This window comes from Nodosilinea sp. LEGE 07088, from assembly GCF_015207395.1.
GTDB lineage: Bacteria > Cyanobacteriota > Cyanobacteriia > Phormidesmidales > Phormidesmidaceae > Nodosilinea.
This window is the reverse complement of sequence record NZ_JADEWX010000021.1, coordinates 40,548-55,446: the sequence shown is the minus strand read 5'-3', so window position 1 is coordinate 55,446 and position 14,899 is coordinate 40,548. Positions and strand designations below refer to the sequence as shown.

At 57.3% G+C, this 14,899-nt stretch carries 10 protein-coding genes; 7 read left to right on the top strand and 3 right to left on the bottom strand.

What is annotated here, in order from left to right; genetic code table 11:
- From nuoF to IQ254_RS07750, 7 genes are all read left to right on the top strand, one after another.
- Window positions 1–1,254, top strand: a 1,254-nt coding sequence (nuoF, locus tag IQ254_RS07780) for an NADH-quinone oxidoreductase subunit NuoF (RefSeq protein WP_193965605.1), incomplete at its 5' end; no start/stop codon positions are given.
- Window positions 1,255–1,833: 579 nt separating this feature from the next.
- Window positions 1,834–4,530 carry a PAS domain S-box protein gene (locus IQ254_RS07775; protein ID WP_193965604.1) on the top strand — a complete coding sequence of 899 codons (2,697 nt, stop codon included), beginning with the start codon at window positions 1,834–1,836 and terminating at the stop codon, window positions 4,528–4,530.
- A 146-nt stretch (window positions 4,531–4,676) separates the two neighbouring features.
- Window positions 4,677–5,144 (top strand): Hsp20/alpha crystallin family protein, encoded by a 468-nt coding sequence (locus IQ254_RS07770; protein ID WP_193965603.1) that lies wholly within the window; start codon window positions 4,677–4,679, stop codon window positions 5,142–5,144.
- 2 nt (window positions 5,145–5,146) lie between these two features.
- Window positions 5,147–5,881 carry a bidirectional hydrogenase complex protein HoxU gene (gene hoxU, locus IQ254_RS07765; RefSeq protein WP_193965602.1) on the top strand — a complete coding sequence of 245 codons (735 nt, stop codon included), beginning with the start codon at window positions 5,147–5,149 and terminating at the stop codon, window positions 5,879–5,881.
- Window positions 5,882–5,910: 29 nt separating this feature from the next.
- Window positions 5,911–6,453: an oxidoreductase gene (locus IQ254_RS07760; protein WP_193965601.1), complete on the top strand. Its 543-nt coding sequence runs from the start codon at window positions 5,911–5,913 to the stop codon at window positions 6,451–6,453.
- A gap of 173 nt (window positions 6,454–6,626) precedes the next feature.
- Complete coding sequence (locus IQ254_RS07755; protein ID WP_193965600.1) at window positions 6,627–7,385, top strand: VOC family protein; 759 nt, start codon at window positions 6,627–6,629, stop codon at window positions 7,383–7,385.
- A 123-nt stretch (window positions 7,386–7,508) separates the two neighbouring features.
- Window positions 7,509–8,333 (top strand): CPBP family intramembrane glutamic endopeptidase, encoded by an 825-nt coding sequence (locus IQ254_RS07750; protein ID WP_193965599.1) that lies wholly within the window; start codon window positions 7,509–7,511, stop codon window positions 8,331–8,333.
- Between the two features lie 14 nt (window positions 8,334–8,347).
- Here IQ254_RS07750 and IQ254_RS07745 read toward each other — a convergent pair whose 3' ends face one another.
- From IQ254_RS07745 to IQ254_RS07735, 3 genes are all read right to left on the bottom strand, one after another.
- Window positions 8,348–11,044, bottom strand: coding sequence for a cation-transporting P-type ATPase (locus tag IQ254_RS07745; RefSeq protein ID WP_369011296.1), 2,697 nt, complete (start codon window positions 11,042–11,044; stop codon window positions 8,348–8,350).
- Window positions 11,045–11,278: 234 nt separating this feature from the next.
- Window positions 11,279–11,440, bottom strand: a complete 162-nt coding sequence (locus tag IQ254_RS07740; RefSeq protein ID WP_193965598.1) for a hypothetical protein — start codon at window positions 11,438–11,440, stop codon at window positions 11,279–11,281.
- Between the two features lie 48 nt (window positions 11,441–11,488).
- Window positions 11,489–14,326 (bottom strand): hypothetical protein, encoded by a 2,838-nt coding sequence (locus IQ254_RS07735; protein ID WP_193965597.1) that lies wholly within the window; start codon window positions 14,324–14,326, stop codon window positions 11,489–11,491.
- Window positions 14,327–14,899: the final 573 nt, after the last annotated feature.

The window sequence follows — 14,899 nt, the reverse complement described above, 5'->3', positions numbered from 1 at the left end:
CGCCAGTACCGCATCGTGCTCGAAAACAGCGGTCTGATCGATCCAGAAAAGATTGAGGACTACCTGGCTGCCCAGGGCTACGAGGCGCTGCGCCAGAGCCTGCGCGACATGCAGCCAGAGGCGGTGATCGATGTGATTACCCGCAGCGGCTTGCGGGGGCGGGGGGGCGCAGGCTACCCCACCGGCCTGAAATGGGCCACCGTGGGTAAAATGCCGCCGGGCCAAAAATACGTGGTGTGCAATGCCGATGAGGGCGATCCGGGGGCTTACATGGATCGCAGCGTGTTGGAGAGCGACCCCCACCGGGTGCTGGAGGGAATGGCGATCGCGGCCTATGCGATCGGGGCCAACCAGGGCTACATCTACGTTCGCGGCGAATATCCCCTGGCCATTAGCCACCTGCAAACCGCCATCCATCAGGCCAAGCGCCACGGCGTGCTGGGCAGCCAAATTTTTGACTCTCCCTTCGACTTTCGGGTCGATCTTCGCATTGGGGCGGGGGCGTTTGTCTGCGGCGAAGAAACCGCCTTGATGGCCTCCATCGAAGGTAAGCGCGGCATTCCCCGACCGCGACCGCCCTACCCGGCGGAGTCTGGCCTGTGGGGTTGCCCAACCCTGATCAACAACGTCGAAACCTTTGCCAACATTGCCCCCATCATCCGCAATGGAGCCGACTGGTTCGCCGCCATCGGCACCGAACACAGTAAAGGAACTAAGGTTTTCTCGCTCACCGGCAAGGTGCAGAATGCTGGATTAATCGAAGTGCCCATGGGCATAACCCTGCGCGACATTATCGAAGACATGGGCCAGGGAGCCCCCGATGGCGCTCAAGTAAAAGCCGTGCAAACCGGTGGCCCGTCTGGCGGCTGCGTGCCAACTGCTGCCTTTGACACCCCGGTAGATTACGAATCGTTGAAAGCCCTCGGCTCGGTCATGGGCTCTGGCGGCATGATTGTGATGGATGAACACACCCGCATGGTCGATGTGGCCCAGTTTTTCATGGAGTTTTGCATGGACGAATCCTGCGGCAAGTGCATTCCCTGCCGGGCCGGTACCGTTCAGCTCTACCAACTGCTGGCCAAGTTCAAGCACCACCAGGCGACCGCCAGCGATCTCGAGCAGCTCGAAACCCTCTGCGATATGGTTAAGCACACCAGCCTTTGCGGTCTCGGCCAGGCGGCTCCAAATCCGGTGTTAAGCACCCTCCGCTACTTCCGCGATGAGTACTTAGCCGCTATGGTTGAGCCGACTTAAAAAATCGCGCTGCAATCATCCTTGGGTGCCGAATGATGCCCTCAAGACTACGGGCTAACTACAAAGAACTCGTGAGGTACCTTTGGCGGTTGGCGACGGGTTCATCCTGACAGATAGCCATTGATCAAGCGATTTTTATTTTGAAATCAAAGTTAACACTACGACATGATTCCCTAGACATAGGTATACAATCAGGTAATATTCTGAGAATAACAATTCGACTACGGGTTTTACGTCAGTAAAATCTTAGATCGTATATAAACAACTTTACACCTCTGTTGAGGCACAGTCTCAGGGCTTGACACTTCAGAGATTCCTTTAAATGTAGGATTTTCGAAAACGGTTTGACCTGGCTTCCCAGCCCTCTTTCAAATGGTGTGGGTCGGCTTAGAAATTCCTCAGCATAGTGAGGCTAAAAGACTGTCGGGCAGGCCAAGCAAAAGGAACTTTGCATCAATTCTGAGCTAGTTAGCTATTGATTTGATGCGGCTTGGCTGACGGAACCTGTTGTTCCAACCCACCCACGTACGGAATTTTTGTCAGTCATTCAGGTCCTGCACTCATTAGGTGAATGCTATAGTGACTTACCCGTGCTGCAATATCAGCGATCGCGATCATAGCCCCACCAGTGCCAATGGTAATGAGGCACAGCTCAGAACCATCGTCGATGCTCTGCCCGCCTGCATTTCCTACGTTGACGCAGACCTGCGCTATCGATTTGTCAATCGAACCTATGAGTCGTGGTTCCATCTCGATCGCCGGGCGATTGATGGCCGCTACGTTTGGGATGTCATCGGTCAGGCCGCCTATCAAAAAGCCAAGCCCTACATTGAGCGGGTTTTTCAAGAGGGTATACAGGTTGCCTTTGAGATGATCATCCCCTACGCCCAGGGCAGCCGTCACGTTAGCGGCACGCTGATACCCGACATCAACGGCCATTCCCAAGTCCAGGGCTATTACGCCCTCATCGTCGATATCAGCGACTACAAGCGCACCGAGATGCAGCTTCGCCGCAGCGAAGCCGCCCTGGCCAAAGCCCAGGAAATTGCCCAGATCGGCAGCTGGGAGTTTGATGTGACCACCCAAACCTTTGACTGCTCTGCCGAGATGTTCCGGCTGTTTGGCCTCGACCCCAGTGCCCCACCCCCCAGCCTGAGCCAGATCGCTCAGTTTTTCCCGACTGACGACTGGGCTCAGGTGCAGCGGGCGGCTCGACAGCTCATGGCCACCGGAGAGCCCCAGCCCTTTGCTGGACACATCACGCTACCCAATGGCGAGAGCCGCTACCTAGAAGGCAGCAGCGAAGCCTTTAAAGATGACCAGGGCGCGGTGGTGAGACTGCTGGGCACGGCCATGGACGCGACCGAGCACAAGCAGCGCATCGATCAGCTGCGGCTGCTGGAGTCCGTCATTCTCCACGCCAACGACGCCGTGTTAATTACCGCAGCCGACCCCATCGACTCCCCCGGCCCGCGCATTATCTATGCCAACCCGGCCTTTACCAAAATGACAGGCTACAGTAGTGCCGAGGTGATTGGCCAAACCCCTCGAATTTTGCAAGGCCCCAAAACCAGTCGCCTTAGCCTCGACCGAATTCGGACTGCGCTTAAAACCAAACGGCAAATCCGAATTGAGTTGCTCAACTATCGCAAAGACGGCAGCGAGTTTTGGGTTGAGATGGAGCTGGTGCCGGTGACCAATGCAACTGGGCAGGTAACGCATTTTGTCGCGTTTCAGCGGGATGTCAGCCGTCGCAAACGCGATGAGCACAAGTTAAAGGAGCAGGCCAAACTGATCGACATTGCCACCGATGCCTTTCTGGTGCGCGATCTCAACAGTCAGCTGCTGTTTTGGAGTCGAGGGGCTGAGCAAATCTACGGCTGGCGGGCTGAGGAGGTGCTGGGGCAAAACGTCGATCGACTGCTCAACCCCGAGCCCTCGCCCCAGGTACAAACCGCCTGGCAGACCGTTTTAAGCCAGGGAGAATGGCAAGGGGAACTGCTCAAGTACACCAAAGCCAGCGAGATGCTGACGATCGAGAGCCGTTGGACCCTGGTTCGCGACCCGACAGGGCGGCCCAAGGCGGTGCTTTCGGTCGATACCGACATCACCGAGCGCAAACAGCTCGAAGCTCAGTTTCTGCGCGCCCAGCGTTTAGAGAGTCTGGGCACGCTGGCCAGCGGCATCGCCCACGATCTCAACAACATTTTGACCCCCATTTTGGGGATTGCTCAGATTTTGCCCCACAAGCTACCTGGGGCTGAGCCGCTAACCCTAGAGCTGGTTGATATCTTGGCTAAATCGGCCAAACGGGGAGCTGCTCTGTCCAAGCAGATTTTAACCTTTGCCCAGGGATCGGCCAGTGACTTCACGGCCCTTAATATCCGTTATTTGCTGGCGGAGGTGAGGCGCTTTACACAGCAAACCTTTCCCAAATCGATCGCCATCCGCGTTGATGTTCCCTCAGACCTGTGGATGATCATGGGGGATGCGACCCATCTCTATCAGGTCTTAATGAATCTCTGCGTCAACGCCCGAGACGCAATGCCTGATGGGGGTGTGCTGTCCCTCACGGCCCAAAACCTCTATCTGGACGAAAGCATGGCCAACATTAAACCCCATCTGGGTCTAAACAGCGGCTCCTACGTAGTGGTTGAGGTGGCCGATACCGGCGTGGGCATGCCGCCCGAGCTGATCGACAAAATCTTTGATCCGTTTTTTACGACCAAAGAACCTGGCCTGGGAACTGGCCTGGGCCTCTCGACGGTGGCAGGCATCATCCAGAGCCACAGGGGGCAGTTACAAGTTGCCAGCCAGGTCAATCAGGGGACTCGCTTTACGATTTCGCTGCCTGCGGCCCAAATCACCTCCCCCCTACCAGAGGATGCTGTGACCCTGCTACCAGGATCTGGAGAGCTGATTTTGGTCGTAGACGATGAGCCGCAAATTCGCTACGTGACCCAGGCTTTGCTAGAAAGCCACAACTACCGGGTGCTGACGGCCTGTGATGGAGTTGAGGCGATCGCTGTGTATCAGGCCCATGCCGCCGACATCGACGGCGTGCTGATGGATATGCGGATGCCGAACATGTCAGGGGCGATCGCCCTGGCGGAGCTCCAGCAGCTCAACCCCCAGCTCAAAGCCGTCATGACCAGCGGCGTTGTTTCGGTCAACGAGTTGCCAAACCGAGAGGGCCTGACGATTCACGCCTTTCTACCTAAGCCCTACGACGTTGAGGAGTTATTAAAGGCTCTGCACACCGCTCTGCACGCCTGAGTGCATCCCAGTTTTGCCGCCCTCATAATTTCCTCAAGTTGTTTTCCTACTCTAATAGTAGAGAGCTCTGACCGGTGGGGAGAAAGTCACTCGCCACCGAATCAGAGCCAACCAGGTTGTTTTTAGATCTGTACGGAGGTATAGGGATGGCACTTATTCGCTGGAAACCTTTTCACGATCTCAAACATTGGGAGCCGTTTGGCGAAGTCGATACGCTCAAAAAAGAAATGGACACCCTGCTCGAACGATTTGTCCCTGAATTCGGTCGCAGCATGGACGGGGCTGTATTTGTGCCCTCCGCCGAAATCGATGAAACAGAGACTGAATTTCATCTAAAACTAGAAGTTCCGGGCATGAGCGCGGACGATTTAGATATTGAAGTCAGCGACGAAGCTGTTTCAATTACTGGCGAGCGCAAGTCTGAAACTAAGTCTGAGGAAGGCGATACCCTCCGCTCTGAGTTTTACTATGGCAAGTTCGAGCGCTACGTGCCGCTGCCGAGTCAAATTCAGCGAGACCATGTGACCGCTGAGTACAAGGACGGCATCTTGAACCTGACTCTGCCCAAGGCTAAAGAGCAGAAAGAAAAAGCTGTCAAGGTTAAAGTTGCCTGATAATGTCAGTCCATACGTTAACCATCGATCAACGGCTCGTCAGCGCCCGGCAGGGGGAAACCGTGCTGGATGCGGCCAAAGAGGCTGGCATCTCGATTCCGACCCTCTGCTACCTGGACGGGATATCTACGGTGGGTGCCTGTCGGCTGTGTTTAGTCGAGGTTGAGGGCCAGTCCAAGCTGCTTCCCGCCTGCGTAACGGCGGCGGCAGAGGGGATGGTGGTGCAGACTCACACTGAGCACCTACAGCGCTACCGACGCATGATTGTGGAACTCTTGCTGGCCGAAGGGAACCACATCTGCGCGGTCTGTGTCTCTAATGGCCACTGTGAGCTGCAAGACCTGGCGGTAGACATGGGGGTCGATCATGTGGGGTTGGCCTACCAGTTTCCCGACCGCCAGGTCGATATTTCTCACCAGCGGTTTGGTCTCGACCACAATCGCTGTGTGCTCTGCACCCGCTGTGTGCGGGCCTGCGACGAACTGGAAGGGGTGCACACCTGGGACATGGCCGGTCGCGGTCGCAACTCCCACGTGGTCAGCGACCTCAACCAGCCCTGGGGCGAGGCGTCGAGCTGCACATCGTGCGGCAAGTGCGTCAGTGCCTGCCCCACGGGGGCTCTGTTTGACCGGGGCTCAACGGTGGGGGAAATGCAGCGCGATCGCGATCGCCTCAGCTTCATCGCCAACGCCCGCCAGGAGCGGCAGGTCGCTAGGGGGCCTCACGCACCTAGCTGAGATCCAGCATTCGCCCCATAGGAGGCTCTATGACCCGCATCAAGCTGGCCACGGTTTGGCTGGGCGGCTGCTCGGGCTGCCATATGTCATTTCTCGATTTAGATGAGTGGCTGTTTGAGCTGGCCCAGCAGGTGGAGCTGGTCTACAGCCCCTTTGCCGACGTCAAGACCTATCCCGAAGGGGTGGATGTGGCCCTGGTGGAGGGGGCGGTGGCCAACCAAGACCATTTGGAGATGATTCGCCAGGTGCGCGATCGCAGCCAATTCCTAATCTCCTTTGGCGACTGCGCCGTTACGGGCAACGTCACCGCCATTCGCAACGTGCTGGGCGCGGCGGAACCCGTTCTCACCCGCGCCTACCTGGAGGCGGCCGATGTCCGGCCGCAGCTGCCTGAAGCAGATATTTTGCCGCCGCTGCTAGAGGCGGTGATGCCGGTGCACCAGGTGGTGCCGGTGGACTGCTACCTGCCGGGCTGCCCGCCCAATGCGGAGCGCATTCGAGCCGTTTTAGAGCCGCTGCTGCGGGGCGATCGGCCCGCTTTATCGGGGGCCGATTTCATTCGCTTTGGGTAGTTCCAAAGGGCAGAAGGCAGAAGGCAGAAGGCAGAAGGCAGAAGGCAGAAGGCAGAAGGGGAATTCCAGGTCTCACAAGGGCTTCCGCGTGAGTAAACAGGTAGATTATTTGCGCCTATGAGTATTGGTTCGTATGAGGTTGAGAAAGATCGTTAGTCTCAGGAGGGAAACCCATGCGCAGCAAGTCTCAAGTTGGCCACATTGTTTGGCATGACCTCCTGACCAACGCCGTCGACAAAGCTAAGCAATTCTACGCTGAGCTACTGAGCTGGGACTATCAAGTTGAGCACGCCTCTGACTGTAGTTGGCAGCCGGGTGAGGCAGACTATCCGCTGATTATGTCGCGAGGGATAGCCCACGGCGGGATGATCGACTTTGGCCCCAATGACACCTCTCGCTGGCTAGGCTATGTCAGCGTCGAGGATGTCGATGCGGTCGCTCAAAGGGCGGTACGGCTGGGTGCCACCCTCGATCGCGAGCCCTTCGATGTTCCTGGGGTGGGGCGTAACGCCGTCATTCAAGATCCTCAGGGCGCCCTGATTGGCCTGACCACTCCCACCCACTCCTTTCCGCCTCCTGAGGGTGCGTTTTTGGCGGATGTGCTCATCACCGCAGATGTTGAGCTTGCTAAGCGGTTCTACACTGAGCTGTTTGCCTGGCAAGCCCAGGACAAGGATAAATACATCTTTGTCAGAACCGCTGAGGATGCCCATAGGGTTGGCACGGCCATAGGATCTCCCGCTGATACAGGCCCGGCGGGCTGGGTACCGATGATCGCAACCACAGATATCAACCTCACCCTTACCCGAGCCAAGGCGCTAGGTGCCAGCCGGGCAACGCAGGCCGCTGACGAATCCGACACGGTTCCAAACACCATTCTCATTGACCCGACAGGCGCCCTGTTTGGCCTCTCACCGACCAGTACTCCCTGACCCCCTACCATCAGGAACTATAGCGGTGTGCAAGTGAAACAAGTACACCGCTATAGTTCCTGTCACCTATTCCCTGTCACCTACTCCCTGTTCCCTTTGGATAAGCAACATGAATAAGGCTATATGAGCACTTTCATTCGCCGTCGGCCCTTTCTGTCGTTTGCGATCGCGGCCTATTTTTTCTCATGGACGGCCTGGTTGCTCTCGTTTCAGATGGCGGGCAGCCCCGCCGTCTTCCTCTTTCACCTGGCCGGGTTTGGCCCCCTGATCGCCGCCATGGTGGTGGTAAAAGTCCAGCGGCGATCGCTGCGACGATGGCTCGTGGGCCTGTTCAAATGGCGGCTGCATCCGGGCTGGTACCTGTTTGCCTTTGGCTTTCCGGTGCTGCTGGTGGCGATCGCGTCGCTGATCTACAGGCTAATGGGGTATCCGCTGGATTTTTCGCCCCTGCCGAATCGACTGGGTGCCTATCTACCCTCTCTTTTGCTTTTAGCGCTCGTGGGCGGCGGCAACGAAGAGCCGGGCTGGCGAGGGCTAGGACTGCCCACGCTACAGCAGCAGCATAGCCCGGTCGTGGCCACCGGCCTTTTGGGACTTGTCTGGGCGCTTTGGCATCTGCCGCTGCTGGCGACCAACCCTGACGTGGCCAGCGGTGCCATTGGCCTGGGGCAAATTCTGTTCATCGCGATCGTGACGCTGGTCAGCATTGCCACCCACGCCTTTTGGTACACCTGGCTGATCAACTGCACCGGCAGCGTGTTGCTGTGCATCATTCTGCACGCCAGCTACAACGCCGCCAATGGCCTGCTGCTGCTGGTGCCCGAGGAGGCCCTGCGGGGCAGCTCGTACCAGACCCTGCTGGTGTTGATGACGCTGGTTTTGATAGCGTCCGTTGGGGCTCTGTTAGTACAAACAAAAGGACAGCTGGGAGCGCAGTATCCCAGGTAGATGAACCTGGCGACTCAGATCGCCACGGCCCGAGGGCTATTTGGATCAACGCGATTGACCCAGATGGCGAAGGGCACCATCGGCAGCATCGGCAGTAGGCAAATCAGCCACTGGTTCCAGGTGAGGGGAGCCGTCTCAAATAAGGTATTCATGACAGACCACTGGCTGAACAGAATCTGAAGTGCGATCGCCCCCCCAATTCCCATCAGCAAAAAGGGCGCGTTTGCTACCGGGGTAGACCGATGTCGCAGACGACCCAGCAGACTCTTGCCCAGCTGACTAATGCTCAGCAAATAGACAATTCGAGCCGCCACCAGGGCCTGAATCGCCATCGTCCGCGACACCGCCACATCCCCCGTCGCCACTTCCGCCCATTCAAACAGCCCAAAAATAAGCACCCAGTTAAACAGAGACACCAGCAGAATGCGATGCAGCAACGGTCGGGTAATCAGAGGCTCTTGAGGATAGCGGGGTGGCTGTTGCATAATCCCTGGAGACTTGGGCTCAAAGGCCAATGGCACCGTCATGGTGAGGGAGTTGATCATGTTGAGCCAGAGAACCTGCAGCGACAGAATGGGCAGATCCCTGGCCAGCAGCGCGCTGATTAAAATGGTCATCGACTCCCCGCCGTTGACTGGCAACAGAAAGGCGATCGCCTTACGCAGGTTTTGGTAAACTGTTCGCCCTTCCTCCACCGCTGCCTCGATCGAGGCAAAGTTGTCGTCCGTCAGCAGCATATCCGCTGCTTCTCGGGCCACTTCCGTACCGCCTTTCCCCATAGCAATGCCAATGTCCGCCTGTTTGAGCGCAGGGGCATCATTCACCCCATCCCCCGTCATCGCCACAATGTCGCCCTTAGCCTGGAGTGCTTCCACCAGGCGCAGCTTTTGAGCTGGGGCTACCCGGGCAAATACATCGCCCGATTCGACGGCCTGGGTCAGCTGGGCATCGTCCATAGCTATCAGCGCCCGACCCTCAAAGGCCACCACGTCCTCTGCCTGCTGCAGATTTATCCGCTGGGCAATGGCCCGAGCCGTTGCCACATGGTCACCCGTGATCATCTTGATGCGAATACCGGCATGACGGCAGACATGGACCGCCGCGATCGCCTCGGGGCGGGGTGGGTCAATCATGCCCTGGAGCCCTAAAAACACCAGCCCGGTCTCAATATCGGCGTGATCGAGGGCGTGCTGATGGGGGCCGACCGCTTTACAGGCAAACGCCAGCACCCGCAGAGCCTGGGCCGTCATTGCCTCAACGGCCTGCTCAATCGACTCGCGCTCCAGCGGCATCACCTGGCTCTGGAGATTCATCATCTGGGTACAGCGGCTCAGAACCGCCTCAACCGAGCCTTTAACGTAGATGACTCGCGACCCCGCATTGTGCAGAGTGGCCATGTACTGATATTGAGACTCAAAGGGAATGGAATCGAGGCGAGGGTTAGCCGCCGTCAGCCCCGTCTGACTTAAGTCGGCCTTAGTGGCGGCGGCTAGCAACGCCCCCTCAGTTGGATCCCCCACCACCGACCATTGCTCTCCCTCGTGTTTGAGTTGGGCATCGTTGCACAGCACCCCCGCCGTCAGACATTCCCGCAGGGCATCGGGCAAACCATCTTCAAAGGAGCTTTCTATTTGATCATCATGCCGTTGAACAATCTCACCCTTGGGACTATAGCCACCGCCCCTGACCTGATAGGGCTGCCCCCCTGCATAGATCACCTGCACCGTCATTTGATTTTCGGTCAGCGTCCCGGTCTTGTCAGAACAGATCACCGTTGCACTACCCAGCGCTTCGACCGCCGGTAGCTTGCGAATAATCGCGTGGCGCTGAGCCATGCGGTTGACTCCAATCGCCAGGGTAATCGTTACCACCGCCGGTAAGCCTTCAGGGATAGCACTGACCGCCAGGGCCACCGCCGCTTCAAACATATAGTCCCAGGATTCCCCCTGTCTCAGACCAATGGCGAAGGTGAGGGTAGCCAGGGACAAAATGGCGTAGAGCAAAATGCGGCTGAATTTGGCAAACTTACGGGTCAGCGGTGTGCTCAGGCTGACCCGCTGTTCCATCGACCGAGAAATTTTGCCCACTTCGGTGGCCTCAGCGGTGGCCACCACCAGCCCTCGGCCCTGGCCAAAGGTGACGAAGCTACCCGTATAGGCCATATTGGCGCGCTCCGCCAGGGGCGTCTCGACCGGCAGGGGGTGAACCGACTTGTCTACGGGGAGTGATTCTCCGGTTAGGGCCGACTCATCCACCTGCAAATTTCGAGTTTTGAAGAGTCTCAGGTCTGCTGGTACCTTGTCCCCCGAAACCAGCAGTACGATATCCCCCAGCACCAGATCGCGAGACGGTACCTGTAGCGTTTGCCCATCCCGCAGCACAGTTGTCTCGGTGGTAACAGCTTTGGCTAGCGAAGCGATCGCCCCCTCGGCTTTGGCTTCTTGTACGTAGCCGATGATGGCGTTGAGAAACGTGACGCCCCAAATCACGGCGGCATTGGTCCAGGAACCTAGAGAGGCTTTGACCGCCCCGGCAATCAACAAAATGTAGAGCAGCGGCTGATGGAACTGCAGCAGAAATCTGAGCCAGGCAGGCTTGCCTGGTTTGACGGGTAGCTCATTCCAGCCATCGGTTTCATAGCGCTTTGCGACGGCCTCAGCGGTCAACCCCTGCTCCAGGTCGCCACCCATATCGCTGACGGCTTCAGCAATATCTACACTATGGAAACAACGGGCCTGCGACTGATTTCCCACCAAAACATTGGGCACAAAAAATCACCTTTTGCTGACCTCTTATGGTGTCAACCTAACAAAAAGGGATCGCAGCTTGTATAGAAACCTTCCATCGCAGCGATAGAAATTTGACGATATCTCGCAGATCGCCACAACCCAATCCTGTAGCGATATGGGGCTGCTCCAGCCGTCAATCATTAGCAAAACGTGGCCTCAGTCACCTGATGCCGACTGATGGCGGTCAAACACGATGCCCAATAGCAGAAACGCAATGGAGGCTACGCCACAATATCCCAAAATTCCGATATTGCAGACGCCCCAGGCGGCGGCTTTTCCAGTGGCGCGATGCTGACGTGTGAAGCTGTCGTAGAACACGGTTCGGTTCCTTGGGTGCTTATGTTACTCATGAGTAAACTACCCTGATTAAAAGTCAAACTGGATGCCCCCGAGCAGTCTAGTGCCGTCGTCGCCGCTGAACAGGTCCTCTACCCGCAGGTAAAAACCTGGGCCAATGGGCAGGCCGGTGCCGACGGTTTGAGGCAGGCGATCGCCCGCTTCATCCAGGGCAAATTGGTTTACCGCCACGGTTGCCGTTGCGCCATCGTCATCGGTCAGGGTCTGCATGAGCGGTTGGTTATCGGCATCTAGCATCGGCAGGGTTTGGTACACCGGCACCAGTTGACCCGCCTCGTCGTACTGAAAGGCCGGGCGCTGCCTCTCGCCGAACGGGTGCACCACCAGCCCGGCCCGCCAGCCGGTTTCTGAGCCACTGCCGCGCCCCAGGATCACATCCCGAACGAAGACTTCAGCCCGCAGAGTGTTGGCCGCAGGGGTCCAGGGCGTATGGCCAAAGTTCAGCACGCCGCCCAGGGCGAGTTCCCCCTGTACCGGGGCCAGGTTTGGGTACGACTCGGTTTCGGTAGAGGTATGCTGCTCCACCAGGGTCGTTCGGGAATCTCCTCGCTGGATGGCTACCTCAGAGACAGAATCTAGCAGCAACTCCTCGCCGTGCCGCAGCTGGCGCGTGTGCTCTACCACCTGATGGCTGATCTCATGATCGGCTATGCCGCCAGGAAGAAACGTAACGTCGCTGAGCTGGCCCTGGCTAGTGATGTCAAAGCTGGCGGTGCCGTGTTCTGCAGTCGTTTCCGTCGTTTCGATCAAAAACGTATCTAGCTGGGTTCGGGGTGTGGCAAAGGTGTGGGTCGTTCGCAGTCTATGCACCTCATCGACGGACTGATTCAGCGTTGAGGTGACGCGGGTGACGGTATCGCGTTGGTTACCCACCCCCCCGGTGAACGCACCGCTGACGTAAAATCCGGCAGCTACCGTGGTTTGGGCATAGGGACGCTGACCGGGCTCAAAGGGAACGGTGTCTACCGGGAAAAGCACATTCCCCACCCGGGCATCGACCTCAGCCGGCAGGCTTACGTCTACCGTGGGTAGAGGAGCGCCACCGCTGACTTCTACATAGTTACCTCGAATGCCGTTAAACAAAGGGGTAACGGCGTTGCGGCCTGGCAGGGTGTCTTCGACAGCGTAGACTGCCATACTTTCCTCAAGAAAGTTTTGGGGCTGGCGATCGGCTGAAATAATCGTGAAGCCGCCGTCTGCAATTTGATAGCCCGCTGGGGTGTCTGTCACCGCGTAGCGCTGGCCTAGCCGCAAAGACTGGCCCGGCTGCTGGGGCACCAGAGCATAGATCACCCGCTGAACCCGATTGGGTGCTAGGGAAATGGGCTCCTCGACGTAGCCAGCGGCGGTCCACTGGGGAATAAATTCGATGTTGCCGTCCCTATCTTCAACTAGCAGTCCCCCCACATTCTCGGTGTAGGCGGCGTTGCCCGGCCCCACCCGCTGCGGATCGGGCGGCGCGATCTGGATGGTTTGCTCAGCCGGGATCTCAAAGACATTGTCTACGGCGATGATTGGATCGCCCAGGATAGCTTCACTGGGTCGGGGCGGCACGTAGCCGACCCAGTGGCGGTTAGCCAACAGCCCCGTTGGCTCGAGCAAGGGGGGGCCACCAGCCGCGACAATTTGATTGCCAAAAACATCTTGCGCAACCCGGTGGGTGGGCTGCAAAAACTGAGTCACGCCCAGCGTCACCGTTAATCCGGCCTCGTTATCGGCCACCGTTGGATCAAAGCGAAGGCTGCCGGTCAGCAGGGTGGGCGGCACGTCGGGATTGCTGACCAGGGGAGGCAGCTGCCCGGTGAGCCCCAGACCATCGGTGCCCAAGCTCACCTGCCCGGTGCCTGAGTAGCGATCGTAGACCAGCAGATCGCCCTGCTCAGAGTAAGCCGCTCGAGCGTGGCCCAGCCGCGTCGCCACGGTATCTGGGGTAGCAATTTGACCCCAATCTCTCGCAGTTTCGGTGACGGTATTAATCTGCACGCTCCGTTCCACTACCTCGGTAGCTTCGCTCACTGCTTGCCGCGTATCTGGCTCAAGGGGTATTTCTACGACCTGGGTTTCGTAGGTGATAGAGCTGTGTTCGGCCAGGGTCTGGGCCTCGCCGTGGCCACCAAACAGCTGAAAGTAGTCACCGTCGTTAAAGTCTAAGTCGCCGCCGTTGGGCAGATCTTCAACGACAAATCCGCCGCTGTGCGAGAAGTAAATGCCCGACTCGACCGGAGCCGCCCCATCGCTGCGAAGATTGAGTACCCGCAGTTCTACGGTGTCGTCTGCGCCATAGGTCACGCTGAGGTTAGCGTTTGCCGGTAGCGTGTCACCGTTGGGGCCAATGGTCACACTGCCGCCGCTGATAAACACTGTTTCGCGGCTGCGTACAGCGCCATTAGCGTCAAATACTGTCACTTCGATGCCTTCTCCAAAGGCGTGGGCTCCGGCTCGGTGGCCGAGGTTAAACTGAGTCACCAGTTGTAGAGAGTCTCTTTCCAGAGTGTGGGTGACCGCCTCATTGCCTGGGTTGAGCTGGTGATCTAATGAGTTATTGATGAAGTGCACGTCGGGAGTGATGTCAATGCGGCTGGGCGCCAGTCGATCACGGGTGACCGGCTGAGCCACACCCTCATGGGTTTCTCCCACCAGCTCAGACGGCAGCGGAATCGAGGAGTCGTTATGCAGCGGGCCGGTTTGCAGATCAAAGGCGTTGTGGTCGACGTGAACCGCGCCCGTGTCGCGATCGCGAATGACGGTTTGCGCAGCGGCCTTCTCTGACAGACCGAACCCCGTAGCTGTGAGTAATAGAGCTAGATAAATCAGATTAGAGAGACGATTTTCAGGTGTAGCGTTCATAGTAAAATCTCCTACGCAAACGTCGTAGGTGACAGACAGGCGATCGAGAAACCTGCGGTCATGTCTGCCGAAACTGTTGCCAACCGATAACTTTTTGGAGAGCTATCGACAACCGCAATCGGACTTGTCCACAAAAAATAATCCCGCCAAAAACCAGGCCAACCAGCCTGTAGAGCAGTCGCTGATGGAGCTAGAGAGACTAAAACTGCAAAATCAAAATAGGCAATGCCTTATTGACAGCTCCCTGATGTGGTGGAGTGTCGTGGCTAGCCCAATCGACAGGTTCACAGTCCTATTTTTAAAGAACTGCGATCGCGACGGTTCTTTGAAGAAATACTTCGCAAAAAGGGGCGATTGATAACCTTTCTCTGATTTAATTATACCAAATTTTTAGGTTTTGGGACTTAATACTCTTGACGTAATAGCTTAAGAGAATAGTTTGTACAGATTTCTTAAGCTATTACGTCAGCATCAACACGTCAGCATCAACACGTCAGCATCAACACGTCAGGATTAATCAGGCCAGATTGATTTGTTTGCCATCTGCTTAAAACGCCTTTAGGTTTATTTAAA